This is a genomic window from Arthrobacter antibioticus (genome assembly GCF_030063205.1).
Taxonomy (GTDB): domain Bacteria; phylum Actinomycetota; class Actinomycetes; order Actinomycetales; family Micrococcaceae; genus Specibacter.
Genome location: NZ_JASISQ010000003.1, coordinates 168880 through 193660, shown reverse-complemented (window position 1 = coordinate 193660; position 24781 = coordinate 168880). Strand labels below are relative to the sequence as shown.

The following is a 24781-nucleotide window of genomic DNA, read 5'->3' as shown; positions in this document are numbered from 1 at the left end:
TCCACGTCGTGTTTTTCTGGACGCTCGCTCACTCCACGTCGTGTTTTTCTGGACGCTCGCTCACTCCACGTCGTGTTTTTCTGGACGCTCGCTCACTCCGCGTCGCAATGACAGGGGCTCTGGACGCGTGTTGTGAGCGGGGGTACCAGCCCCTGCCTCCGATAGTAAAGGCCATAAAGGTCCGGTAGATGGTGAGCTGCCATATTTTTTTGGCCGCAGGCCGTTCCCGAATATCTGGCGAGCGCTGGCCATGTCTTGGCCTGCTCGGCGTGGAGTGAGCGAGCGTCCAGAAAAACACGGCGTGGAGTGAGCGAGCGTCAGCCTAAAGTCGACGTGGAGTGAGCGAGCGTCCACCGAAACACGACGTGGAGTGAGTGAGCGTCAGAGGCCACGGAAGCGGCCGAACAGCGGGTCTACGGAGCCTGGATCCATGTTTAGCAAGCCCGCAACCTGTTCAACCATCACTTCATGCACCAGCTCCCGCACCTGCCCCGGGGTATCGCACAGAACCTCGACAGGGTGACGATAAATGGCTATGACAGGGGGCGTGGCAAGAATATCCGGTGCGGAAAGAGTACCGCGGGTGTACTTGCCCAACGGTGCTTGGGCGCCGGATGCGATGAGAGCTTCCAATTGATCGGGAACTTCCTCCACCAAATATTCAACGGTCGCCAGTGCCTCTGGCCAGAGACTGCGCAGACGGTCGGCCGAGTCAACAACGAGGTCTTCAAACTGTTCACCCCGTGTGCGTGCGGCGGGCAGTGAAGCAGGTACTAGCGGGCCACGAAGCCCCCTGCCATGCCTGTCGCGGCGTCGGCGCAGAAACGGGCGGGTTTTCGCTGGGGCGGGCTGACCAGGGGCGGAACCAGTTGAATCCAGGGATATGGTGAGCGAGTGTTCGCTGTGCCGGGCATTGAACTCCATCATTTCACTCTAGGCCCGGGAGGGGACAAGGGGAAATATCGCCGCGGTAAGGGTAGTCTTGGGAACCGTGGGAACCCTTCGTCAATGCACTCGATCAGCCTGCCGTGAGTCGGCCGTGGCCACTTTGACGTACGTGTATGCAGATTCAACAGCAGTTTTGGGTCCGTTGGCGACCTATGCCGAACCGCATTGCTACGATTTATGCGCCAAACACTCCGCCCGGCTCACAGTCCCTTTGGGCTGGGACGTCATTCATCTTGCCCGGTCAGATAAGCTGCCCGTCCCGGGCCCGGATGACCTTCTAGCTCTGGCTGATGCCGTGCGAGAGGCCGCAAACTCTGAGCCTGCCGACGCCGATGTTAGTTCAGCCAGACGTGAATATCGTGGCACCCTTGAACCGCCGACCCAAGCTCACGACGGTTCAAATACGGGCCGGCGAGGGCATTTGCGCATCCTGCGCGACTAATCCGAGACCGGTATGAATAATGAGACCGGTATGAATAATCCAGAGGAATGGAAGATCATGGCGAAAATTAGCGAAAAATTGTTGCCGATACTGCGCTGCCCCGTCACCGGCTCCACCTTGGTGCAAGAAGGCGAGGAGCTCATCAGTTCCGCGAATGGGCCTGAGGGTAGCCCTCTGCGATACTCCATTGATGAAGGCATTCTTCTGTTGCTGCGGCCAGAACAAACCACGGCGTAATCCTCAGCGCACCCTGATTGCCGGACTTCGACCCGTAAAGGACATTCCGCATGAGCGCCTCTGAACCAGTGCCACTGACGCCTTCCGAATACAAGGTGGCAGACCTTTTTCTAGCCGCCGCTGGCCGCCACCAAATTCGCCTAGCGGAGTTTGAAATGCCCGGTCTGATGAGCCTGCGCGAGGAATACAAGGACACCTTGCCACTGCACGGTGCCCGCATTGCCGGCTCCTTGCATATGACCGTACAAACAGCTGTGCTCATTGAAACGTTGACGGCCCTGGGCGCCGAGGTTCGCTGGGCCTCCTGCAATATCTTCTCCACCCAGGATGAAGCGGCCGCCGCAGTAGTTGTGGGCGGCGGCAGTCCCCAGCGTCCAACAGGGGTCCCGGTCTTTGCCTGGAAAGGCGAGACTTTGGCCGAGTATTGGTGGACTGCTGAGCAGATTCTGACCTGGCCTGGAGCCGACGCTGACCCCTCCAAGGGTGCGAACATGATCCTTGACGACGGCGGAGACGCCACCATGCTTGTCCATAAGGGCGCCGCATTCGAGGCAGCCGGAAAAGTTCCGCCTACGTCAGCGGAAGAGTCTGAAGAAGGCGCTGTGTTCCTCTCGGTTCTGCGTGAGAGCCTCGCTGGCGACCCGCTGAAATGGACACGTATTGCCGCGGAGATCCACGGGGTCACCGAAGAAACTACCACGGGCGTTCACAGGCTGTATCAGCTCGCGGCCGAAGATAAACTGCTTTTCCCGGCCATCAATGTCAATGACTCGGTGACAAAGTCGAAATTCGATAACAAGTATGGGATTCGGCATTCCTTGCCTGATGGGATCATGCGTGCAACGGATGTGCTTATTGGAGGAAAAGTGGCCGTCGTTTGCGGCTACGGTGACGTTGGCAAGGGGGCAGCCGAGGCGCTTCGTGGACAGGGCGCTCGGGTCATCGTCACAGAAATCGATCCCATCTGCGCCCTGCAAGCGGCCATGGATGGTTACCAAGTCACAACCCTGGCCACGGTGCTGACCCACGGCGATATTTTTATCACAACAACCGGCGGCAGAGACATCATCATGGCTGCTGACATGCTCAAAATGAAAAATAAGGCCATTGTTGGCAACGTGGGCCACTTCGATAATGAGATTGACGTGTCAGGCCTGGCCAAGCTCGACGGCGCCGAAAAAGTAGAGATCAAACCGCAAGTCCATGAATGGGTCTTCGCCGCAGGATCCGCCGCGGAGCGCTCAATTATTGTCTTATCCGAGGGGCGTTTGCTGAACTTGGGCAATGCCACCGGGCATCCATCGTTCGTCATGAGCAATTCCTTCACCAACCAGGTCATGGCTCAGATTGAGATCTTTACCAAGTCTAAAACCTCCGAATATGCCAAAGAGGTTTATGTGCTGCCCAAGATCCTTGACGAGAAGGTTGCCCGACTGCACCTCGCCGCTCTGGGTGTGCAGCTGAGCGTCCTAAGCGAGGACCAAGCCTCGTACCTGGACCTGGATCCGGCCGGACCGTACAAGCCCAACCACTACCGATACTAGGAACTGATGAGCACTCGCTGGGAAGATATTGGAACTCTTGCGCGACGGCGGAGGGCTGAGAACCCTGGGCCTATGACTCTCGACGGGACGAACTCTTACGTGCTTTCCGCCCCCGAATCCGCCGCTTTGGTGGTAGTTGATCCTGGCCCGCACCTGGACTCTCACTTGGCCCAGCTGGCCGCAACCGGTGCGGTAGAGCTGATTCTTATCACCCATCACCATGGCGACCACACCGATGGAAGTGCCGCCCTGCACGAACTCACGGGAGCGCCCGTGCGCGCGGCCCGCGCGGAGTTTTGCCACAATTCAGAACCCTTGTACGACGGCGAGCTCATCCAGGCGGCGGGCCTCACCATTGAAGTACTCGCCACCCCAGGTCACACCAGCGACTCAGTGTGTTTCGCCATTTCCGCAGAGTTGCCGCAGCTCCCGGACCAGCCAGCGCACCCGGATCAGCCAGCGCACCCGGGACAGCGGACCGAGCGGATGGTGCTCACTGGAGACACGATCCTTGGCAACTCCAGCACTGTCATTTGTTACCCGGATGGAACATTGGGGGACTACCTCACCACGCTCGCCACGTTGCGCAGCTGGGGCGAAGAAAAGGGCACGGAAGGCAACCCGGTAGCAGGCCTGCCCGGGCACGGACCTGTTTTGGTTGATATCTCCGCGGCGGCTCTTGCCTATCAAAACCACAGGGGTGAGCGGATTGCCCAGGTGAGGAACGCCGTCGAATATTTGGCTAAAGAAAACGGGTGCACGCCCTCAGTTGAGGCGGTAAGTGCAGTAGTTTACGGGGACATACCGGCGAATCTGGAGCCCGCCGCGCGGCTCTCTGTGGAAGCACAATTGCACTACATCAAAAATGGCGGAACAGTGGGGCTGTAGGCGGCAATTGCACCCTGCGACTGGCCCGTGTAGGTGATATAGGCTCGGATCCGTCTGAATATGGCGTAAAATGGAAGCTGGCGCGCCATGCGCCACTGTTGACGATCGTGGAATATGTCCACCGAATTGGGGAGTTTGCATGGGTGAGTTGGAAGAGAGCCGGACGCCCCGCCGTGGGTGGCGGATCGCGCTGGTCTCCTTGGTCGTTTTTGGACTTGCAACGGGCGTTGCTGGTTGTACAACACCAACGGGCGCTCCTGCTCCTGCGCCATCGACAAGCGCCCAAGCCTCTCCCACACCTACCGTGGCGGCTGAACCAGCCACGGTAGTGCTGACTCCTGAAAAGGACGCAACGTTCGTCAACCCGGTCTCGGAAGTCTTGGCCGTGGTAGATAACGGCACAGTTTATAACGCTGTCCTGAAGGAAACCGCCACCGGTGAGGTCATCGATGGGGAGCGAGATCCCAGCGGCAGCAAGTGGTCTTCAAAGACTCCGCTTAAGTTCGACACCGCTTACACCCTTGACGTTACAGTCGTTAATCCGGAGGGCGATCAGAGCAACCGAGTGAGCACCTTCAACACTGTTCCTGCCTCACACGAGGCCGACGCCATCCTGTATCCGGGAGCCGGCTCAACGGTGGGCGTTGGGCAGCCGCTGGAATTCAATTTCAGCGAACCGGTGGCGAACAAGGAAGCCGTCGAGAACGCTATTAAGATCACCACCAGCACTGGCCAAGTAGGGGCTTTTAGGTGGTACACGGATCAGATGGTTCGTTACCGTGCGGCCGATTATTGGCCCGCCAACTCACAAGTCAATGTTGATATGAAGTTGCTGGGGATCGATATTGGCAATGGGATGATCGCCAACTTCAACAAAAACTACAACGTCAACATCGGCAACAAGGTGGTGATGGAGGCTGACGCAGCCAATATGAGCGTGAGCATCCTGGTCAATGACAAGGTTGCACGGACTTTTAGCGCTACTTTGGGTGATACCGAATTCCCCTCAGCCTCCGGGTACATAGTGGTCACAGCCGATAAACAACGGTATGCAACTTTCAAGGCTGCAAGCATTGGCTTGAAGCCAGGGGACCCGGGTGATTACGGCTCAGTCGATGTTGAATTCGCCACCCGCTTGTCTAAGAGTGGTATTTTCATCCACCAGGCCACCGCATCCGCCATGCCCTATCTTGGGGTTGCAAACCTCTCACACGGCTGCATTGGCCTATCCGCTGAGGGTGCGGGCTGGGTGTTCCAAAACATGCGGGCCGGGGACCTGGTCCACACCGTGGGCACACCGAATGAAACTATTGCACCTACCGACGGGTTCGGAGACTGGAACATTCCATTTGAGCAGTACGCCTCTCGATGAGCGCAAAAAGCTCAAGTGAGCCTTCCGGCACGCAGTTCTAGTGGCGCACACCGTGGCGTTGTAGCCGGGCACGCACTGTGCTTGCCCTCTGGGCAGCTAGTGTCATTCGTTTGAATTCGCGGTCCCGGCGTTCAGCAATCAAGGACGATAAAAAGACTCTTGGGTCGGTTCCCGGGGCCGGCAGCGGGGCCACATAACGGCTTGCCTCCTCCGCCAATTCCACGCCAAGACTATGGCGTGAGGAGGTAGCCATGGCCGCTCCCTGGCTTAGATACATGGAGATACGCCGCGCTAGCGTGTCGGGGAGGCGGCCAATATCTGATAGAGCTGCCCATTGAGCCAGTTCAGGTGCCACCGCCACTTGCAGCGGCACGGTCTTTGGCGAACGGTCACGGATGGCGTAAGTCCCGGCCAGCATGTCGCCCAAGCGTTTGGATTTTTCGTTGAAAAGCGACACAAGGCAAGCGAGTGAACCTAGCGTCATATAAATCTCCAACACAGCCAAAAGCGCACGGATCATGGCATGACGGAAACGGATGGATCCGCCGTCGTCCCGCACTATGCGCAGGCCCATGGCAAGCTTCCCCAGCGACTTCCCGCGGCTGAGGGTCTCAACTGTGATGGGCACAATCACAAGCAGGGTCACTACCAGCACCAAGACGATTGCTCGGAGCGCGGCAAAATCAACCAGAAACGGTAGCGCGCCAAGAAGTAGCACCAGCCCCAAACCAACTATGAGCGTGACCGTAACGTCGATGGCCGTGGCGAGGGAGCGGGCAGCAAAAGTTGCGGGCCGAAGCTCGAGGACAACGGCTTCACCGGTGATAATTGCGGACATAAAAACAGTCTATCCACGCTGTGGGCTCTGCGAGCGATAGGCTGGGTCGGATGGACATGGATGCCTATACAACAGTGCACGCCCCGCAGTGGGAGCGCCTGAAAGTGCTTGCCCGAAAACGGCGCCTGAGCGGTGCTGAGGCCGAGGAGTTGTTGGAGCTTTACCAAAGCGTCTCAGCTCAGCTTTCACTGATCCGCTCGGTGGCGGCGGAGAGCGCACTGTCGGCGTCGTTATCGGCCACTCTGGCCAATGCGCGGACTCGTTTCACGGGCGCAAAATCGAACTTCTTCGTAGATACAGCCCGCTTTTTTGTCATCTCCTTGCCAGCTGCTTTTTACCGGCTGCGGTGGCTGACACTGATCGTTGGTGCGGTCTTTGTCCTCATAGGCTCGCTGTTTGCGCTGTGGACCGCGGGAAATCCTGGCGTGATGGCGGCTTTGGGCAGTGATCGCCAGCTTCAACAGTTGGTTGATAAAGACTTTGTGAACTACTACTCGGAGAACCCCGCTGCCTCATTTGCGGGGGCCGTGTGGACCAACAATGCGTGGATTGCCGCCCAGTGTGTGGCGTTTGGCATCACCGGAGTCTTCATCCCGTACTCAATTTTCATGAACGCCCAGAGCATTGGCATGAGCGCGGGCGTCATGTTCGCCTTTGACCGCGGGGATGTGTTCTTCAGCTATATTTTGCCGCACGGGTTGATGGAGCTGACGTCAATCTTTATCGCCGCCGCGGCCGGGCTGCGGATCTTTTGGTCCTGGGTGAGTCCGGGCCCGCGGACCAGGCTGGATTCGCTGGCGAAGGAGGGGCGTTCGCTGATCACGGTTGCTGCGGGCCTGGTGCTGGTGCTGTTTGTCTCGGGCCTGGTGGAAGCGTACGTCACCCCCAGCTCCCTGCCGGTCTGGGCTAAAATCGCCATTGGCGCGCTGGTCCTTGCCGCGTACTGGGCCTACACGCTGATCCTTGGTGGCCGGGCTGTGCGGGCGGGGGAGAGCGGTGACCTTGACGCGGACGACGCCGGAGCCTCCGTGCGCTCAGTCTGAGACTTGCGCTGTTGCCCGCCGGCCCCTCCCACAGACTGCGAATTGGGTGGAGTATGGGTGTATGGATCTTCAGGCAGCGAAAAGTGAAGAGGATGGGCAGCCCACAGAGCAGCCACCTAAACTTTATCTGCCGCCCCACCCCTATAGAAGGTTCGTGGCCGTTGGCGATTCCTTTACCGAGGGGATTGATGATCCGCAGCCAAACAGCCCAGGTGATTACCGGGGTTGGGCTGATCGTGTGGCCGAAGAACTCAGCGTGGGAGTACCTGAATTCGCTTACGCCAACCTGGCAGTTCGTGGGCAGGTGCTTCAAGAGGTTCTTGATTCTCAAATAGGCCAGGCATTGGCATTGAAACCGGATCTGGTTTCTCTTCAGGCTGGTGGCAATGACCTTTTGCATGCGGGCGCCGATCCCGATAAGTTGGCAGAAATTTTGGCCGGAGCCGTGGGACTTTTAAAAGGTCAGGGTATGCAGGTACTTATATTTGTTGGCCCTGACTCGGGTCGGTCCACGGTACTGGGACAGTTCCGCACAAAGATCGCCGTATATAACGAGAACTTGCGTGGTATTGCCAAACACTACGACGCCGTGATTGCCGACTTGTGGGCCATGACTGAACTACATGATCCACGAATGTGGAGCCGGGATCGGCTGCACCCGTCCTCCTTGGGACATCACGCGGTGGCAGCCATGGTGCTTGAAACGCTCAACGTGCCACATTCGTTGATGCCGCTGCTGCCCAAGCCGTTGCCGGAGAAAAGGTGGCGCGAGGCCCGTGCCGGCGATGTGCTTTGGGCACGCGAATATCTTATGCCCTGGGTCATTGGCAGTATCCGCCACCAATCACCGAGCAGCGGATTCTCAGCCAAACGTCCCATCCCGTTGGGCATTGACCACGAGCCACCGTCAGAACCGCCTGTGTAGTGGAACAGGCTCGCCAACGCGGGGAACAAACTTTCTTGACGCCTGGGACGGATCTCCCCACTCCTCAGCGGGCACGGTGTGTGATGAAACGACTGTGTGATGCAACAACTGGGATGCAACAACTGGGATGCAACAACATGGGAGCCGGCGGGCTCCAAGGCAAGGTCCCACCCAAAGCACGCTGATTTGCTGTGCTTGAACTGGACATCTGGTGACATTTTGGCATCGACGCGGGGTGGCAGTGCCACGACGTGCGGCCCGGCCGGTATCCTTTCGACTTGTGACCGAGAATTCAAAGCCCCAGGACTCAGCCCACAACGCTGCACCGAAAACGACTCCGTCGGAGCGTGTTGGCGAACCTGCCAGCAAGGTGGAAATAGCGGATGCCACAGGGACTGCTGAAACAGCGGCCGTGGCTGATACCGCTGCGACAGCTGGGCCTTCTATTGTCACGCAAAAGGGCGGTCCGCGCCGAGCAGCTTCGTTACCGGATTCGGGCTCCTCATCCTCACGTGCTTCCAGTACCAAGATCAGGGTCGACGACGCGGCCGAGCCCATGCGGGCGGCTGGTAGGCTACCGCGGTTACCCAGTGATGACGAGATTGCCGCGGACCTGACACAGGACAGCAACGAGGTGGATACAAGTGCTGACCTCGAGGCAGCCCCCAACAGCATGACCACGGCGCGTACGCGGACGCAGGAGATGGCCAAGCGACAGGCCGCCATGGATAGGGCCGCCAACACCAAACCGGTGTTGACACGCGTTTTTCAGGTGTTGATCGCGGTGTTTTATCCGATCGTTTTGCTTGTTCTCTCAATACGGTTGGTCACCTCCTCAGTCTTTCTCTGGGTTGAGTATCACCGCCCGGGTTTCCCTGCCGATTCTTTTGGTTTCAGCACTGAGGACCGGATGACCTACGGTTCCTACACCATCGATTATTTGCTTAATTTTTCCCCACCGCGGTACTTGGGTGACCTTGTCAATAACCTTGGCAATCCCTTGTTCCTGACAAGAGAGGTTGGCCATATGGCCGATGTCAAGGGTGTCATTGTCATGGCGTTCTTGGCCGGTCTTGTCCTGGCGGTGATCATGGTCATCGGCATGGTGTACCTTGCCGGACGCAGTGTTGGCGGGATTCGGCGTGCCCTGTTTGCCGGCTCCATTGCAACGCTGGCCTTGATACTGGCTCTGGGTGTACTTGCTGTGACCGGTTGGGAACAGTTCTTCACAGAGTTCCACCGAATATTCTTTGCCGACGGCACCTGGACTTTCTATACCGATGACACATTGATCCGATTGTTCCCAAGCCAGTTCTGGATGGACGCGGGCATATTTATCGGAGTATTTGTTCTGGTTGTCTCCTCTTTGACCTTGGCTTTCACCTGGCCCACCAAGGACCGCCGCTTAGCCGTGGGTGCGGCCCAACGGCCGGGCCGGCGCTCAGTCTAGGGCCAGGGATATGAGCCGGGGTGCGCTCAGCGCCGTTGACTGGGTTCGGGAGCTTCCGCGAGGGGCTCGAATCCATTGGGATGAACTTGAAGCGCACGTTTTCCGTGAGCATCGGGCAGTTCTTTCGCTTCTGGGGCCTGCGGCGGATGAGGTACGGATGCAGGGGCGAGCGTTTGGGATCGTCTCCGGACTGGTCATTGCCATTTCGTGCCCTATTGGTCTTGCCATCATGTGGGCACCGATTTGGGGCCTTGCGACGCTTGCGGGGGATCCTTTCGGCGTAGAGGACGTTGACGGGGCGCAGGCAATTCCCGTCGCAGGTGTGGCCATGATCGTGAGCACCCTAGTCCAGCTGGGAACACTTCTTCGGCGTGCGTTGCGCAATGGTGTCGGTGGTGCTGATGATAAAAGTATTGCGGGGGGAACCATCATTCTTGGCGTGCTGACCCTGGCTGGAATACTGACAATTGGAGTACGCCAGCAGCCTCCCGCTTGGGAAATTTGGTTGGTTCCAACAATCCTTGCCATCGTCTTAGCAGTCCTGATCAACTTTCTCTCCAATGACTTACATGAGTCACCTGGACCGTTCGCAAAGCGTGCCGCGCAGTCCCTGGAAAGTGACTTTATCTGGACCGAAAACATGCGTGTGGCTGTTGCCTCGCTGCCACAAACAGCTCAGGAATCACTCCGCGCTGACCTACACAAGGCCATCGATATTTTGCGGATGCAAGGCACTATCAGCCCGGAACTTTCCGCGCAGGCCATGGCGGCGGAACTTGGCATGCTTCATCATTGCCTGCCACGCCTCGACCCGCGGTAGCCAGCTCCCTGCTGGACCCTGCTGGACCCTGCTGGACCCTGCTGAATCCTGCTGGATACGGCTAGATCCAGTTCGGTCCAGCTAGATCCAGCTGGGAAGCCACATGTGTTGGCGCCAATACTCTTGGGGAATGATTTCACCGGCCCAAATGGGGTAGAAGAAAGCACTGACAGCCACGGCAAGAACAATGAAGATGGCAACAATAACGGCACCCTGGGCGCGACGCCACAGAGGGTCCCCAACCTTGCCCATCAACATTCCCAAGACCATGACGATCGCCAAAATCATGAATGGTTCATAGGCGATGGCGTAGAAGAAAAAGATGGTGCGTAGCGGATAAAAAATCCATGGCAGGAATCCCGCTGCGAAACCTAGCAGAATGGCTCCGGCGCGCCAGTCACGTTTGGCAACCCACACGCCGATGAGAAAGAGGATGGCCAGGGAGCCACCCCACCAGATGAGCGGGTTGCCAATACTTGTGATGGCGGCTGTGCACTTATCCACCGCGCAGCCGGCTTCCCCGTTCTCATAATTCTGGACGTAGAACGAGGTTGGCCTGCCCATCACTAGCCAGGACCAGGCGTTGGCTTTGTAGGGATGATCTGAGCCCAGCCCGGTGTGGAAGTTATACGCCGTCGAGTGATAGTGCCACAAGGAGCGTAGGGAGTCCGGGATCCAACCCCACGGACCAGCCGGATTTTCCGCAGCCCAGTTCCTGTCGTAGGCATCCTTGGACATGAACCAACCCGTCCATGTGGCCAGATACGTGAGAGCTGCTACGGGCACCATGCTGATGAAGGCGAAAATGCCATCTTTCCAGACAGCTCCCAGTACCCAGTACTTGATGCCAGCAATACGGCGGGCGTTCATGTCCCAAATGACGCTCATAAGCCCAAAAGCAGCGAGGAAGAAAAGCCCTGACCACTTGGTGCCAATACATAAACCCAGGGACACTCCGGCAGCCAGACGCCACCACCGGATGCCCAGCAAGGGTCCGTACAGCAATTTCTTCGCCGGGATCAGGCCATCAGCACCGGTGAGGGAGGCCAGCTTGGCTGCCAGCCGGCGTCGTCCGTCATCCCTATCCAACAAAAGCGCGCCAAAGCCCAGAAGGGCAAAGAACATGACGAAAATATCAAGCAGTGAGGTCCGGGACAAGACGATGGCGTGCCCGTCGATGGCAAAGAGAAGGCCTGCCATAGCCCCAAGAATGCTTGAGCGGAACATTTTTTGGGCGATGAGAGCAAGAATAAAGATGGAGATGGTTCCCACAAGTGCTGCCGTGAATCGCCAACCGAAAGTGTTATCCGGACCGAAAATCCACATTCCAAAGGCAATCATCCATTTGCCCACGGGAGGGTGTACAACGTATTCGGCGGTGCTTTCTATGCTGGAGAAAATACCCTGATTGAACAGATCGTTGGCTTTTTCCGCCCAATTGCGTTCGTAGCCACTTTGCAGATAGCTGTAGGCGTCCTTGACATAGTAAGTCTCGTCAAAAACCAGTGACGGTGGTTGGCCCAGGCGCACGAATCGCAGGACGCCGCCAATGAGGGCGGTCAGTGCGGGGGCAAGCCAAAACCACAGGCGCATGCCGGGAGGGGTGGCCCAGCGAACCCCGAGAAGTCTGGCACGCAAGCTTGAGCGGCTGAAGGCAACGCCCGGATCTTGGATCCAGCTCCGACGTGCATCCTGCTGCGGCACCCAACCGGTGGCCCGGTCAGAGCCTTTGGATGCATGCTTGGGGGCGCTTGAGCGGGATGCGTTTGGGCCTTTGGGTACGTGGTTGCTCGCATCGAGGGGTTGGGGTAGAACAGAATCGGGGTGCACCCAGCCAATGCTACCTAAGTGGGCTCTCACTGCCGCAGCCCACTACGCTGGTGTTATGGAAGATGACTTTGGCACCGAGCTCGACACCGCAGAACAGGCCGCTGAACAAGCCGATGAACCCCTTGACTCAAGTCTTGCCCCAACTGCCAAGCCGGGGGAGGGTTACATTGTGCTGGCAGCAACGCCCATTGGAAACATGGGGGACGCTTCCGCCCGTCTCATCGCGTGGTTGGAAGGCGCTGACATTGTTGCGGCTGAGGACACCCGCCGGCTGCACCGTCTGGTGACAAGCTTGGGTATCAAGGTTGGCGGGCAGATCATCAGCTATCACGAACACAACGAAGCCACTAAGACCGGTGAGCTCCTGACCCAGGTGCAAAGTGGAAAAACCCTTGTCATGGTCACCGACGCCGGCATGCCATCAGTGTCCGATCCGGGGTTCCGGCTTGTCAGTGCGGCGGTTGAAGCGGGTGTCAAAGTCACCGCCGCACCCGGACCGTCGGCTGTGCTGACGGCGTTGGCATTGTCCGGGTTGCCCACTGACAGGTTTTGTTTTGAGGGTTTTTTGCCACGTAAATCCGGTGAACGCGCCAGCAGATTGCACGATCTGGCCGTTGAAAAACGCACCATGGTCTTCTTCGAAGCACCGCACCGCCTTGAAGCAATGCTGCGTGCGCTGCACACGGCATTTGGTCCCGCACGGCACGGAGCTGTTTGTCGCGAAATGACCAAAACGTACGAAGAGGTTATCCGCAAGCCGCTGTCGGGGTTGCTTGAATGGGCCGAAACCACCCAGATCCGTGGCGAAATTGCCATTGTGGTTGGGGGTGCGCCCGATTCAGACCCGATCACACCCGAGCAGCAGGTGGCAGCCGTGAATGCCCTTATTGCGCAAGGGATGCGGCTCAAGGAAGCTGTTGCGGTGATCGCCCATGACGAACACGTCAGTAAACGCGAGCTGTACAGCGCCGTGCTGGCAGCACGTGGCAAATAGCGGGCGACGGCGGAACCGGGGTTAGCGATGCCGGTAGCACTTGCACGCAGGGTGCGGCCGCTTTGTGCAGTTGCACAGCAAAACTCCCGTCTGCAGTGCGTGTAAGCGTAGACATTTTTGGGTAACGGGAACTAGCGTGAGCTAAAAGCCGCATTCTGCGCCGCACGTCCATGGAAAACAGCAAAACTTCACCGGATGAGCCAGCTGGATCTACTAAGTCAGCTGGATCTACGCGGCGGGCAAGCTCCATGGCAGCGGCACAAGACAAGCACGTGACAAGCACAAGACAAGTACATGACAAGCACCTGACAAAGGAGTCCCTATGACTGCGAAAACTGCCACCGACCTCAATGAGCGCGAAAGCACCTTGCTGGCAAGTGTTCCGACTGGATTGCTGATCAATGGTCAGTGGCGCAGCGCAGCTTCGGGCAAAACCTTCAAGGTCGAGGATCCTGCCACCGGCAAGGTGCTCCTTGAAATTGCTGACGCCTCTGCGGAGGATGGCGCTGCCGCTCTGGATGCAGCCGTTGCCGCCCAGGATGACTGGGCAGCCACAGCCCCTCGCGAGCGTGGAGAAATTCTGCGCCGCGCCTTTGACATGGTGATGGAGCGCGCTGATGACTTTGCGCTCCTGATGACGTTGGAAATGGGCAAGCCGCTGGCTGAGGCTCAAGGCGAAGTGAAGTACGGCGCCGAATTCCTGCGTTGGTTCTCCGAGGAGGCTGTGCGCTCCTTTGGCCGATACTCCGGCAACCCCGAGGGCACACAGCAGATCCTGGTGCAAAAAAAGCCGGTGGGCCCGTGCCTGCTGATCACGCCATGGAACTTTCCGCTGGCCATGGCGACCCGCAAGATCGCCCCGGCGATCGCTGCCGGTTGCACAATGGTGCTCAAACCCGCCAACCTGACTCCGTTGACGAGCCTGCTTTTTGCTCAGGTGCTCAGTGATGCTGGCCTGCCAGCCGGAGTGCTGAACGTGATCTCCACCTCCGACGCCGGGGGTGTCACGGGCCCGCTGATCAAGGATTCACGCTTACGCAAGCTCTCCTTTACAGGCTCCACCCCGGTAGGTAAGCGCCTACTGGCGGATGCATCAACCAACGTTTTGCGCACCTCTATGGAATTGGGCGGCAACGCACCTTTCGTGGTCTTCGAGGATGCCGATCTAGATGCCGCAGTTGAGGGAGCAATGGCTGCCAAGATGCGCAACATGGGCGAGGCCTGCACAGCGGCCAACCGTTTCCTGGTGCACGAGTCCATTGCCGGTGAATTCGCGAAGAAGTTCGCCGCGAAGATGACTGCCATGACCATTGGTCGCGGCACGGAGTCTGCCACCACGCTTGGCCCGCTCATTGATGCCAAGAGTCGGGACAAGGTTCACTCCTTGGTCAGTGACGCGGTGGCCCAGGGCGCTACAGCGCTTGTGGGCGGTGCGCCGGTTGATGGAGCAGGTTACTTCTACCAGCCCACCGTCCTGCAGGGTGTATCACCTAGTTCGAGCATCCTGACCGAAGAAATTTTCGGCCCGGTGGCCCCGATTGTCACTTTCAAGAACGAGGATGAGGCAGTCGCTTTGGCCAATGCCACCGAATATGGCCTTGTCGCGTACGTGTTCACCAAGGATCATAATCGTGGACTCCGCATGGCTAACCGGATTGAGACCGGGATGATGGGTCTAAACGCTGGCGTCATCTCCAACGCCGCGGCGCCGTTTGGCGGCGTCAAGCAGTCCGGCCTTGGCCGTGAAGGAAGCACGGAGGGAATCGAGGAGTACCAGTACACGCAGTACATTGGCTTCCCGAACCCGAACAAGCTCTAACCCCTCGACCCTCCTACAGTTTATGCTGGGTTTTACAGAACGCTCCTTCACCTAGTGAAGGAGCGTTCTGTGTTTCTCGACGTTAAGTGAGCGAGCGTTGATAGGGGCGGTGGATGAGCGACGCCGGGATCACCACTGCGCGAACTCGTCCCCATAGCGTGGCGTTAGTAAGCAACGCCTCAAGGAGGGCCTCCACAGCATCTGCCAGATCATCGCGGCCGATGATCGCTGCACCGGCGGATTGCGCAGAATCGTGCCCGTAAACACGTTGTTCATATGCGTGCAGGACCAGGGCGAGTCCAGCGGGGGTGGGGGAACCCAACAGCTTGGAAATATGTGCCGCATGCAGGGCAGGTGTCAGCGCCGGATCCCCCTTGTAGCCAAAATCAACTGCCGCAGCCAGCAATTCACGCCACGCAAGAACCTCCGCTGATGCTCCAGACCTTAGTGCAGTACCGGAACCAGCCCCGCGTACTTGGGCCAGCCGCCGTCGTCGGAGAACTAGACGAGCTAAGGCAGGCACCGCCAGCAGGAGGAGGATCACCAAAAGAAACCCTGCCGCTTGCAACCATTGACCGAGGCCATCGTTGGCAGCGGAAGCGCCACTGGTTGCTGTGGGAGCTTTGCTTGGGATTGGTGAGGCGCTCGGGTTGACCGCTTCCTCAGTGGGAATGGCCGGTTCAACAGCCGATGTACCCGGGGTGCTCTCCTCCTGGGCATAGGCCGGTACGTTGCCACGGGACGGAGTCGGTTCAAAGGGGACCCAGCCCAGACCCTCAAAATAAAGTTCGGGCCAGGCGTGGGCGTCCGCTCCGGTGGCCTCATAACCCAACAGTTTCTGGCCGTCGAACTCGCTGACGCTGGCAGTTCTGGTCCCGGGAGCATATCCCACAGCAATACGTGAAGGGATCCCCAGCTCACGTGCCATGACGGCCATAGCTGCGGAGAAATGCACGCAGTATCCCGCCTTGGCCTCCAGGAACTTGGCGAGGACCTCCATGCCTGAGCCGTCATAGTCTTCAGCAACGGGAGTGCTCAAACTGTAGGTGAAATCACCGGCCCGCAGGAAGTCTTGCAGGGCCATGGCTTTGGCGTACGGGGTGGCCGCCGAACCGGCCACCGTGAAAGCGGTGCTGGAGAGCAGTTTGGGCACGTTCCGTGGCAGCTGCGTATAAATCGGGTCCAATTCGGCGCTGGGGGTTTCTGTCGCGGCGTTTAGTAAAGCGGGAGTCAGCGCAGGCATCTCACTGCGTACCAAGTAAACCTGCTCGGAGGTTGAGGAACCTTGGGCTTTGAATGTTTGCGTTGACGGGTTCCACAACCATTTTCCACTGAGCTCCTGAACCTCTGTGGCAGAAAATGGTGTGGGCAGCCAGTCACCGGCCAGGCTTGCAATTGAAATCTTCGTCACCGTTTTGCTCACAGGGATGGCAGGAGAAGGCCCTAATGCTGGGGCCAGGTCGGAAAGAGTGGCCTCAAGTCCGTCGGGGAACTCCGAGGGCTCCCACGCCTTCCCCGTAAAGTCTTCCAGAGTGCTCAACCGCAGATACTCGGGTGCGTCGGTGTTGCTTAAGTAAGTCAAACTAACCTGTGTGGACTGGGAGCGTAGATCTTCGCCCAATGAAATCATTGGATCGAGCCGAGTAGTTCCGCCGGTCCCGTCAACCCGTGAACCCTGCGGAAAAGATCCTTCGGCGAACCCAGGAATGAGAGCAGTCCCAAAGCTCATAAGGAGTACCACTGCCCCACCCAAAACGGCAGCCTTGGACAGTGTTCCGCTGGCAATCGAGGCGGTCCCCGTCCTTAATTTTCCCTCCGGCGCATACCAGCGGCAACACCCCAAAATCAGTAAGAATCCAGTTCCGGCCCCAATAAAACCCATGGTCCCAATACCAGTTTTTGTTGTCAGCGCCGCAGGAAGCAGAATCAGGACCAGCCCCAACGAGCTGGTCGCAGGCATGGCCACAGTGATGGCAAGTGTATCGATCAGAAGCGCGGCAAAGCCCAAACCGGCGCAGATCAAAAAAACGATTGGCACCACGGCAGGAACCGGCGTGTTGTGGGTTGTGATCACTGTGGAGGATTCAGAAGCCAACTGAAGTGCTGCCTTCACGGTGTTCGTTGTTGGGAACACCCCCAACACAGCAGTTGTTGGGAAGAAGATCAGCGTCAGGGACATGAACCAGCCGGCCAATGCCCCCAACGGTGCGTAGGGGCCCAGCACCGGATACTTGCGTAAGAGGGCCGGAATCAATAACGTCCCGCCAACCACGAAAGCGGCCTGCGGCAGCCACCGCAGGTTCAGCAGCACCCCGTCCAAAGCCAGCGCCGCACCCATCACGGCGCCAAATACCGCCACAGCCAACACCCAGCGCGCAGATCCCGTCCGGGGCTCGCGCAGGATTCCTCGTGCCGAGTGGATTCCAGCCCGCCCGCCGCCGTCGTACTCTGGCATGGAAGGGCTCCTGTCTTGGAGAGTCCCGCTCACGAAAACCTCCGTGTCCCCGGAGAATGCTGATCCAGCTCCAGCCACGTCTGCAGCAGGGATTTATCCGGAGTCAGGGTGGCAACCTGCCAGCCGGCAGCACGCAAAACATCCACAGCGTCGTGCACCTGCTCAGCGTCCTGGCACACCACAATGGCGTGGGCGCTTTGTGAGGATTCAGCCAACCCTGCCAGCAACAGGGCATCCGTCTTTTCCAGCAAACCCGTCACAGCCACCAACGGTCCACTTTTTCTGCCCTGGCGCAGCTTGTGAACTAGCGCATCGCCGTAGGGGATGCGCCCGGCCCGTGCGCCCACTGCCGCCGCCGGCTGGGCCGCCGCGAACTTGGCCGCCGCCGGCTGGGCCGCCGCGAACTGGGCTGAAGGGGACGACCCGCTTGTTGGCGCAGGTTCGGCAAGTTCCAAGGCCGCCAGCGCGGTGGCAACATCCAAAATCCCGTCGATCCCGTTGAATTCTTCACGGTCAGGGGATACGGCAGAGGCGGAGGAAGCAAACCCGGGCATACCCTCCTGATCAAGAATGCGCAGTGCGTAATTGCGTTCCAATAAGTGTGTGGCAACAGAGAGTGAGGCGATAACGGCGCGCTCAAAAGTCACCGACGTTAGTAGCTGGGGCAGGACCACTGTGCTGCGCCCAGCCATCTGTGGCAGCCCCGTCTGGGATAGCCCTGTGGCTCTGTTGTTGCTCTCAAAAGCGAGGGCCTGGCGGTCAAGGAGCAGAACCGCTTCGGGGGTGGTGACGGATTCTTCTGCACGCACCATCAACTTGCCTTGTCTGGCGGTGACTGGCCAGTGCACGCGCCGCAGAGAGTCGCCGTGGCGGTATTCGCGCATCAGGGCGTCATCGTAGCTGGCGTGAGCACGTTCAATGGTGCTCCGTGAACCATCCTGGCCACTGCCATCGGTGATGGAAATCGTGGGCAGTTCCACAGCCGCCGGGGCAATTGTGAGCGCTATGCCCGCGTCCAACATCCGGGGCAGAAGCGCCACATCAAAAGGGTCGGCGAAATCACCCCGCAGCGGACCAATGGTGAACACGCCGCGGTGGGACGGGTGCAGTGTGTAGTGGTACCTACTAAGCAACCCTTTGGGGACAACGGGATCCGGGTGGCTGAAGGTTGGGGTGTCACGGAAACTAAACGGCAATTCCTCCGCTAAACGCGTGCGTGAGCCCCCCGGACTGCGTCCGTGCACGTCCAAGTCGACGTCAACGGGGGTACCCACACGGCCCAGTGCCGGGTAAAGGGTGCGCTTCACTGTGATACCGGGCCTACTCAAGTGCAGTGCTGCCAAAGCAAGCACCGGCAAAGCAAAACAAAACACAGAAATATTCAAGAGGTCACGACGGCCCAGAACAACGGCCAGCAACAAGGCCAGTGCACCAAAGCCAAGAAGCAGCCAGCCACGGGGGCGGAAGAAACGCAGCGAAAACACCTGACTCTACCGGTTCCAGGCGTCCTTCACGGCGCGCCTGCCCGGTCTGCCCCCAGTAGTTCCAGGGCTTCCAGACGCCCCGCCAGAAGCAGCCCCACTAGAGCCCGCCCCACCCGGCACCGGCACCGTTGCCAGCAGTTCTTGGATCACGGCCTCTACCGTGAGACCTTGGCTAGCAGCGCTGCGCTCAAGGAGCAGACGGTGTCCCAGAACAGGCTGAACAAGGTTACGGATGTCATCCGGAAGCACAAAACCACGTCCACGCAGGGCTGCCGCCGCTTTGGCTGCCCGCAAAAGTTGAAGTAGCGCTCGCGGACTGGCACCCAGGCGCAAATCGGCGCTGTTCCTGGTTGCCTGACCCAGAGCCACTGTGTACGCACGCACCGCCGGGGAGACATGGACGGCGGCAACGGACTCGATCATCGCCGCAATCTGGTCCTCCGTGACAACGGCCTGGACGGAGTCAAGCGGGTTCACCGACTGGTGAGTTTCCAGCATGGCAAGTTCGGCCACAGTGTCGGGATAGCCCATGGAGATCCGAGCCATAAACCTGTCACGCTGGGCCTCAGGGAGCGGATACGTCCCCTCCATCTCAATGGGATTTTGCGTGGCAATCACCATGAACGGTGTCTGCAAAGTATAGGTTGTGCCGTCAACACTGACTTGGTGTTCAGCCATCGATTCAAGAAGAGCGGACTGGGTCTTGGCCGACGCCCGGTTAATCTCGTCACCAATCACAATATTGGCAAAAATGGCGCCGGGACGGAACTCGAATACTTGGGAGGATTGGTTGAAAATTGACACCCCTGTAATGTCGCTGGGCAGCAGGTCCGGGGTGAATTGGATCCTTGCCACGGAGCAGTCAACCGTCCGTGCCAGGGTCTTTGCCAGCAGAGTTTTTCCCACGCCCGGCACGTCTTCAAGCAGCAGGTGTCCTCCTGCCAGGAGCACGGTCAAGGAGAGGCGAACCGACTCTTCCTTGCCGTCAATGACAGTGTTCATGGCGGCCATAATTTTTTCGCTCAGCTGCAGGAAAATCTCCGCTTCCATGACCGCTGTCCGTTCCGCTTCTCCTCCTGTTGCGGAGGAGCCTGCTGTGCCGGGGGAACCAAAAGGTGGTGGTTTCCGCCGCGCCGTGCCCGCGCCGTCGAGCGTCAACAATGTCTCCTGCTGGTGCATGCTCCACCCTTCATGTTGCTGCCGGACGCAAAATGCATCCGAGTACTGTGACCTACGCTACTAGCTTGAGAACTTTTTGGCGGCACCCGGGCAGGAAAAGTCCCTGCAGTTCCCCAGCTGCCCGGTAAAGTGGGCAACCATGTGCACTGACGAGGTTCCCCGCCCTTACCGCCCCGAAATGCTTAAGCACGACGGCGGTGCCCAGCGGGGTGCCTTTGCTCCGGCTCCGCCAGCACTGCCCGTGCCCGTGTATGACAACCACACGCATTTTGATTTTGGCGACTCTCCAATAGAGCTGCAGGCGGCCCTTGATGCGGCCGAAGCTGTTGGCATTGCCGGCGCCGTGCAGGTGGGCTGTGACTTGCCCTCGTCTCGCTTCACCGTTGCCGCCGTTGATGCTGACCCACGCCTGCTTGGTGCTGTGGCAATCCACCCCAACGATGCACCGGAGCTGGCGCAGGCTGGCACCCTGGATGAGGCGCTGGTGGAGATTGATGCGCTGGCCGCTCATCCCCGGATTCGCGCCATCGGGGAAACGGGACTTGACTATTTTAGGACGCCCGAGGATGGTCTGCCCGCCCAGCACCATTCATTTCGTGGACACCTGGAGATTGCAAAGCAACGGGGCCTTGCTTTACAGATCCACTGCCGTGACGCGCACACGGATGTGCTGAACATATTGCGGGAAGTGGGTGCGCCATCGCGGCTTGTCTTTCATTGCTTCTCAGGAGACGCTGAGCTGGCAAAAATTTGTAACGAAAATGGCTGGTACATGTCATTTTCAGGCACCGTGACGTTCAAGAACGCCCACAACTTGCGCGAAGCACTTGTGGTGGCGGATCCAGCCCTTTTGTTGGCCGAAACTGACGCACCGTTCTTAACTCCACATCCCTTCCGCGGGCGCCCCAATGCCAGCTATATGCTGCCGTACACGGTGCAAACCATGGCACAGTTACTGGAGACTGAGCTGACTGACATGTGCCAACTCCTGCGCAGAAACACCGAGTCCGTTTACGGATCATGGGCCGATTGAGAATGTAGCATTTATCACTCCACCGTTACCAAGCCTTGTCCAAAAGGTCACATTTAGGTTACGCTGAGGGACTATTAGCCGTGGTCGGGGAAGACCAACGGATGAAATACCGCACGATCCTTCCGTTCACAATGGATCTGTGGGAAAACGTTCGAAAGAACAATTTGGCGCTTCAGTCCGTGCTTTAAGTCGGCGGAAAACAAGCGGCGAATTGTTCGCTTCTTCTCCGTGCCCGGATGCTCTAGTAGTTACGGGAACCCGTGTTTTCATTCCTTACCGTCAATGGCAAATTGAGCTATCTGAAGCTTGCGTGCCAGGCCGCAGTCGCACTAGCCCTCGTGGCAGGTCTGATGGCCTTTGTCACTGCAAACAAGTCCGTCACCCTTGTGGTGGACGGCCAGAGTAGTTCAGTACGGGCCTTTGGTGGTTCGGTTGCTGACGTACTCAAGGGCGCAGACGTCAGCGTTGCCGGGGCAGATCACGTCACCCCCAGCCTTGCGGTTGCAGTAAAAGACGGGGACACAATCACCGTCAACACGGCCAAGGACATCACGGTGAGCCTGGATGGCGCAGAACAAACTGTTACCACCACCTCAAACAAGATCAGCGGGTTGATCAGCCAGTTGGGCATCGCCGCCAACGCCAGTATCTCCGTACCGGCAGATGCACTGATCGCCAGCTCTGATGACATCAGCATCATCACCCCCAAGCAGGTCACGCTTGTGGCAGACGGTAAAAAAACCGTTGCAACGACTACAGCGCAAAACGTTTCGCACTTCCTGGATGAAGTAGGCGTGAGCCTGGCAGAAACTGACCAACTCTCTGCACCCAGCACCGCCCCTGTGGTGGAGAACATGGTTGTTAAGGTCACCCGCGTTGACACCGCCGGAACCGCCAACGAAACCGAGTCCGTTCCTTTCGAGACTGTGGAGAGCGTTGACGCGAAGATGTTCAAGGATGAAAAGAAGACCCTCGCTGAAGGAGTCCCAGGCTCCCTGGAGAAGACTTTCCGTACGGTCACAGTTGACGGCGTGGTTGTTAGCCGGACCGAAACAGGCTCGAAAGTTGTGCAGGAACCAGTAGCCGCCAAGATTTCTGTGGGTTCCAAGGAACGCCCGGCACCCAAGGCTGCCCCGACAGCTGAAGGTGCTGCCACCGGTGCGCCAGCCCCGGCCATGTCCAACGAAGCCATGTGGGATGCCATCGCTCAGTGCGAGTCCACCGGCAACTGGTCAATCAACACCGGTAACGGATACTACGGCGGCCTGCAATTCGACATCGGCAGCTGGATGGCCAACGGTGGCGGAGCGTACGCCCCCAATGCAAGCCTTGCTACCAAAGCCCAGCAGATCGCCGTGGCGAACACCTACTACGCCAAGGCAGGTCTCGGCCCGTGGGGCTGTGCCCACGCCGTGCGGTAACAAAGCCGTGCGGTAACAAAGCTGTGCGGCAATAAAGCCGTAAATAGCTGCACATAATTCATCAGCTCCCCTGCCGTGATTCCCGCGGCGGGGGAGTCTTGTGTTAATAGCGGCTACGATTATTGGGTGACCTCCCCCGCTCCCAGCCCCGCAACCCAGCCCCTATTGGGTGCAACCGAAATTCGCCGCCTCGCGGAAGAGATTGGTGTGCGCCCCACCAAAACGCTGGGACAAAACTTTGTCATTGACGGCAACACCATCCGGCGCATTGTCGCTGCCGCCAATGTTGACCCCAATGAGACGGTCCTTGAGGTGGGGCCGGGTCTGGGCTCGCTGACCTTAGGCCTGTTGGATGCAGCTGCCCGGGTTGTAGCCGTTGAGATTGACCCGGTGCTGGCGGCTAAACTACCGTCAACCGTTGCCGCATTCCGCCCCGAACTAGCGGGGAACTTAGAAGTGGTGCTCTCCGATGCCATGCGTATCACCGAACTTCCCGGTGAGCCTACGGCCCTCGTCGCCAACCTGCCGTACAACGTGGCAGTGCCGGTGGTGCTACACCTGCTGGAGAATTTCCCTTCATTGCGTCACGGGCTTGTCATGGTTCAGGACGAGGTGGCAGACAGGATGGTGGCAGGACCGGGCTCCAAAACGTATGGGGTTCCTTCCGTGAAAGGCGCGTGGTATTCGCAAATGCGCAAGGCCGGAGTCATTGGCATGAATGTGTTCTGGCCAGCACCGAAGATCTCTTCAGGACTTGTCGCCTTCACTCGCCACGACCCACCGGTCACCCGCGCATCCCGTGCTGAAGTGTTTGCCGTGATTGACGCAGCGTTTGCCCAACGTCGCAAAACCCTGCGTGCAGCACTAGCTGGCTGGGCTGGCAGTGCAGCTGCGGCCGAATCGTATTTGCGCGTGGCCGGGGTGGATCCTAGTGCCCGTGGCGAAGTCATTGACGTTGCCGCGTTTGCCCGCATCGCCGAAGCCAAGATACCCTTCACGGCATAGCCCATGGACCCATTGAACAAGGCAAACATAAACACCGCTAACGAGGACGAGTTTGGCAGAGACCCGCTCTTTGCCGTTGCGCCACGCACGCTCAGAGTGAGAGCTCCGGGGAAAATTAACGCCTCCTTTCACGTGGGACCGCTCCGTGACGATGGCTATCACGGGGTTGCCAGCACGTATTTGGCCGTGTCACGTTATGAAGAAGTCATAGCCACAACCAAGCCAGGCACCGCACCCACAGACATAACCGTGAGCATTAGTGATACCAGCTCGCTTGACGCTGACGCACTAGCGGGCATACCGCTTAATAGCGGAAACTTAGCTGTTAGGGCGGCCAGGCTGGTGGCAGATGTTGCCGAAAACCCCTGTGGCGTCCATCTGGAAATTATTAAACATGTGCCCATTGCCGGCGGTATGGGTGGTGGTTCAGCCGATGCGGCAGCGACTTTAGTTGCCTGCGATGCGCTCTGGCACACAGGGCTTTCTCGGGAGGAACTCTCCCTTTTGGGTGCCGAACTGGGCGCAGACGTGCCGTTCGCGCTCTTGGGGGGTGCCGCCGTCGGACTGGGAGTGGGGGATGAGCTGACAGCGGCTCTGGCACCCACACCGCTGCACTGGGTACTGGTGCCAGCAGGCTTTGGTTTGTCAACACCGGTTGTTTACGGGAGGCTTGATGACCTACGCGCATCCGCTGGTTGTACGGCGGTGGAACCAAGCCATGTGGACGCGGAAGTCTTGGCGGCCTTGCGGACGGGCGATCCCCATGCGCTGGCACAGTGCCTGCACAATGACTTGCAGGCCGCCGCAGAGTCGCTGGCACCGTCCTTGAGCGCCGTTCTGGCGCAGGGGCAGGAGTTGGGGGCGTTAGCCTCGCTGGTATCCGGCTCCGGCCCAACGGTGGCATTTTTAGCCGAAAGCTCGGAGCGGGCCGGCGAACTGGCTGAGGCCCTGGCCAAGTATGGCCATACGGCGTGGGCTGTGGAAGGCCCCGTGCATGGTGCACATTTGGTCCCTTAATGATTGTTTATTGCAGCAAAAAACAAAGAACTTTAAA

At 58.8% G+C, this 24781-nt stretch carries 21 protein-coding genes; 15 read left to right on the top strand and 6 right to left on the bottom strand.

Going from position 1 to position 24781, the window contains the following annotated elements; all coding sequences use genetic code 11:
• Positions 1-381 precede the first annotated feature (381 nt).
• Positions 382-924, bottom strand: a complete 543-nt coding sequence (locus QMG40_RS08345) for a metallopeptidase family protein (protein ID WP_283530428.1) — start codon at positions 922-924, stop codon at positions 382-384.
• Positions 925-991: 67 nt separating this feature from the next.
• Here QMG40_RS08345 and QMG40_RS08340 point away from each other — a divergent pair, with 67 nt between their 5' ends.
• From QMG40_RS08340 to QMG40_RS08320, 5 genes are all read left to right on the top strand, one after another.
• Positions 992-1390 carry a DUF3499 domain-containing protein gene (locus tag QMG40_RS08340; protein ID WP_283530426.1) on the top strand — a complete coding sequence of 133 codons (399 nt, stop codon included), beginning with the start codon at positions 992-994 and terminating at the stop codon, positions 1388-1390.
• 30 nt (positions 1391-1420) lie between these two features.
• Positions 1421-1627: a hypothetical protein gene (locus QMG40_RS08335; protein WP_343319777.1), complete on the top strand. Its 207-nt coding sequence runs from the start codon at positions 1421-1423 to the stop codon at positions 1625-1627.
• 50 nt (positions 1628-1677) lie between these two features.
• Positions 1678-3171: an adenosylhomocysteinase gene (gene ahcY, locus QMG40_RS08330; protein WP_283530424.1), complete on the top strand. Its 1494-nt coding sequence runs from the start codon at positions 1678-1680 to the stop codon at positions 3169-3171.
• 72 nt (positions 3172-3243) lie between these two features.
• Positions 3244-4059 carry an MBL fold metallo-hydrolase gene (locus tag QMG40_RS08325; protein WP_283530422.1) on the top strand — a complete coding sequence of 272 codons (816 nt, stop codon included), beginning with the start codon at positions 3244-3246 and terminating at the stop codon, positions 4057-4059.
• A 139-nt stretch (positions 4060-4198) separates the two neighbouring features.
• Positions 4199-5431, top strand: coding sequence for a L,D-transpeptidase (locus QMG40_RS08320; protein WP_283530420.1), 1233 nt, complete (start codon positions 4199-4201; stop codon positions 5429-5431).
• A 37-nt stretch (positions 5432-5468) separates the two neighbouring features.
• Here QMG40_RS08320 and QMG40_RS08315 read toward each other — a convergent pair whose 3' ends face one another.
• Positions 5469-6269, bottom strand: a complete 801-nt coding sequence (locus QMG40_RS08315) for an RDD family protein (protein WP_283530418.1) — start codon at positions 6267-6269, stop codon at positions 5469-5471.
• A 50-nt stretch (positions 6270-6319) separates the two neighbouring features.
• Here QMG40_RS08315 and QMG40_RS08310 point away from each other — a divergent pair, with 50 nt between their 5' ends.
• The 4 genes from QMG40_RS08310 (at position 6320) to QMG40_RS08295 (ending at position 10507) form a co-directional block, all read left to right on the top strand.
• Entirely contained in the window at positions 6320-7312 is a 993-nt protein-coding gene (locus QMG40_RS08310) for a stage II sporulation protein M (RefSeq protein WP_283530415.1), read from the top strand.
• A 61-nt stretch (positions 7313-7373) separates the two neighbouring features.
• Positions 7374-8237 carry an SGNH/GDSL hydrolase family protein gene (locus tag QMG40_RS08305; RefSeq protein ID WP_283530413.1) on the top strand — a complete coding sequence of 288 codons (864 nt, stop codon included), beginning with the start codon at positions 7374-7376 and terminating at the stop codon, positions 8235-8237.
• 280 nt (positions 8238-8517) lie between these two features.
• Positions 8518-9687 (top strand): TIGR01906 family membrane protein, encoded by a 1170-nt coding sequence (locus QMG40_RS08300; protein ID WP_283530411.1) that lies wholly within the window; start codon positions 8518-8520, stop codon positions 9685-9687.
• A gap of 10 nt (positions 9688-9697) precedes the next feature.
• The gene (locus QMG40_RS08295) at positions 9698-10507 is read left to right on the top strand and encodes a hypothetical protein (RefSeq protein WP_283530409.1); all 810 of its coding nucleotides are present in this window, start codon (positions 9698-9700) and stop codon (positions 10505-10507) included.
• An 81-nt stretch (positions 10508-10588) separates the two neighbouring features.
• Here the strand turns inward: QMG40_RS08295 and QMG40_RS08290 are convergent, their stop codons facing one another.
• Positions 10589-12337, bottom strand: coding sequence for a dolichyl-phosphate-mannose--protein mannosyltransferase (locus QMG40_RS08290; RefSeq protein ID WP_459252974.1), 1749 nt, complete (start codon positions 12335-12337; stop codon positions 10589-10591).
• Positions 12338-12533: 196 nt separating this feature from the next.
• Here QMG40_RS08290 and rsmI point away from each other — a divergent pair, with 196 nt between their 5' ends.
• The gene (gene rsmI, locus QMG40_RS08285) at positions 12534-13331 is read left to right on the top strand and encodes a 16S rRNA (cytidine(1402)-2'-O)-methyltransferase (RefSeq protein WP_459252984.1); all 798 of its coding nucleotides are present in this window, start codon (positions 12534-12536) and stop codon (positions 13329-13331) included.
• Positions 13332-13653: 322 nt separating this feature from the next.
• A complete protein-coding gene (locus tag QMG40_RS08280; RefSeq protein WP_283530404.1) occupies positions 13654-15150 on the top strand; it encodes an NAD-dependent succinate-semialdehyde dehydrogenase in 1497 nt (498 codons plus the stop codon).
• An 82-nt stretch (positions 15151-15232) separates the two neighbouring features.
• Here QMG40_RS08280 and QMG40_RS08275 read toward each other — a convergent pair whose 3' ends face one another.
• The 3 genes from QMG40_RS08275 to QMG40_RS08265 are packed head-to-tail and all read right to left on the bottom strand — an operon-like array spanning position 15233 to position 20139.
• On the bottom strand, positions 15233-17605 hold the full coding sequence (locus QMG40_RS08275; protein ID WP_283530402.1) for a transglutaminase family protein: 2373 nt from the start codon (positions 17603-17605) through the stop codon (positions 15233-15235).
• A gap of 29 nt (positions 17606-17634) precedes the next feature.
• On the bottom strand, positions 17635-19089 hold the full coding sequence (locus tag QMG40_RS08270; RefSeq protein ID WP_283530400.1) for a DUF58 domain-containing protein: 1455 nt from the start codon (positions 19087-19089) through the stop codon (positions 17635-17637).
• Between the two features lie 6 nt (positions 19090-19095).
• Positions 19096-20139, bottom strand: a complete 1044-nt coding sequence (locus QMG40_RS08265) for an AAA family ATPase (RefSeq protein WP_283530859.1) — start codon at positions 20137-20139, stop codon at positions 19096-19098.
• A gap of 268 nt (positions 20140-20407) precedes the next feature.
• On the opposite strand from QMG40_RS08265, the gene QMG40_RS08260 reads away from it, so the two are divergent.
• From QMG40_RS08260 to QMG40_RS08245, 4 genes are all read left to right on the top strand, one after another.
• Positions 20408-21301, top strand: a complete 894-nt coding sequence (locus tag QMG40_RS08260) for a TatD family hydrolase (RefSeq protein ID WP_459252973.1) — start codon at positions 20408-20410, stop codon at positions 21299-21301.
• 260 nt (positions 21302-21561) lie between these two features.
• Positions 21562-22722 (top strand): resuscitation-promoting factor, encoded by a 1161-nt coding sequence (locus QMG40_RS08255; RefSeq protein ID WP_283530398.1) that lies wholly within the window; start codon positions 21562-21564, stop codon positions 22720-22722.
• Positions 22723-22848: 126 nt separating this feature from the next.
• Positions 22849-23727 carry a 16S rRNA (adenine(1518)-N(6)/adenine(1519)-N(6))-dimethyltransferase RsmA gene (rsmA, locus tag QMG40_RS08250; protein ID WP_283530396.1) on the top strand — a complete coding sequence of 293 codons (879 nt, stop codon included), beginning with the start codon at positions 22849-22851 and terminating at the stop codon, positions 23725-23727.
• A 3-nt stretch (positions 23728-23730) separates the two neighbouring features.
• The gene (locus QMG40_RS08245) at positions 23731-24744 is read left to right on the top strand and encodes a 4-(cytidine 5'-diphospho)-2-C-methyl-D-erythritol kinase (protein ID WP_283530394.1); all 1014 of its coding nucleotides are present in this window, start codon (positions 23731-23733) and stop codon (positions 24742-24744) included.
• The last annotated feature ends 37 nt before the right edge of the window (positions 24745-24781 follow it).

Coding starts and splice junctions, on each gene's coding strand:
- QMG40_RS08280 (WP_283530404.1), top strand. CDS start 13,654: ATGACTGCGAAAACTGCCACCGACCTCAATGAGCGCGAAAGCACCTTG.
- QMG40_RS08265 (WP_283530859.1), bottom strand. CDS start 20,139: ATGGAAGCGGAGATTTTCCTGCAGCTGAGCGAAAAAATTATGGCCGCC.
- QMG40_RS08275 (WP_283530402.1), bottom strand. CDS start 17,605: ATGCCAGAGTACGACGGCGGCGGGCGGGCTGGAATCCACTCGGCACGA.
- QMG40_RS08320 (WP_283530420.1), top strand. CDS start 4,199: ATGGGTGAGTTGGAAGAGAGCCGGACGCCCCGCCGTGGGTGGCGGATC.
- QMG40_RS08325 (WP_283530422.1), top strand. CDS start 3,244: ATGACTCTCGACGGGACGAACTCTTACGTGCTTTCCGCCCCCGAATCC.
- QMG40_RS08260 (WP_459252973.1), top strand. CDS start 20,408: ATGTGCACTGACGAGGTTCCCCGCCCTTACCGCCCCGAAATGCTTAAG.
- QMG40_RS08295 (WP_283530409.1), top strand. CDS start 9,698: ATGAGCCGGGGTGCGCTCAGCGCCGTTGACTGGGTTCGGGAGCTTCCG.
- QMG40_RS08315 (WP_283530418.1), bottom strand. CDS start 6,269: ATGTCCGCAATTATCACCGGTGAAGCCGTTGTCCTCGAGCTTCGGCCC.
- rsmI (WP_459252984.1), top strand. CDS start 12,534: ATGGGGGACGCTTCCGCCCGTCTCATCGCGTGGTTGGAAGGCGCTGAC.
- ahcY (WP_283530424.1), top strand. CDS start 1,678: ATGAGCGCCTCTGAACCAGTGCCACTGACGCCTTCCGAATACAAGGTG.
- QMG40_RS08345 (WP_283530428.1), bottom strand. CDS start 924: ATGGAGTTCAATGCCCGGCACAGCGAACACTCGCTCACCATATCCCTG.
- QMG40_RS08310 (WP_283530415.1), top strand. CDS start 6,320: ATGGACATGGATGCCTATACAACAGTGCACGCCCCGCAGTGGGAGCGC.
- QMG40_RS08245 (WP_283530394.1), top strand. CDS start 23,731: ATGGACCCATTGAACAAGGCAAACATAAACACCGCTAACGAGGACGAG.
- QMG40_RS08335 (WP_343319777.1), top strand. CDS start 1,421: ATGAATAATCCAGAGGAATGGAAGATCATGGCGAAAATTAGCGAAAAA.
- QMG40_RS08305 (WP_283530413.1), top strand. CDS start 7,374: ATGGATCTTCAGGCAGCGAAAAGTGAAGAGGATGGGCAGCCCACAGAG.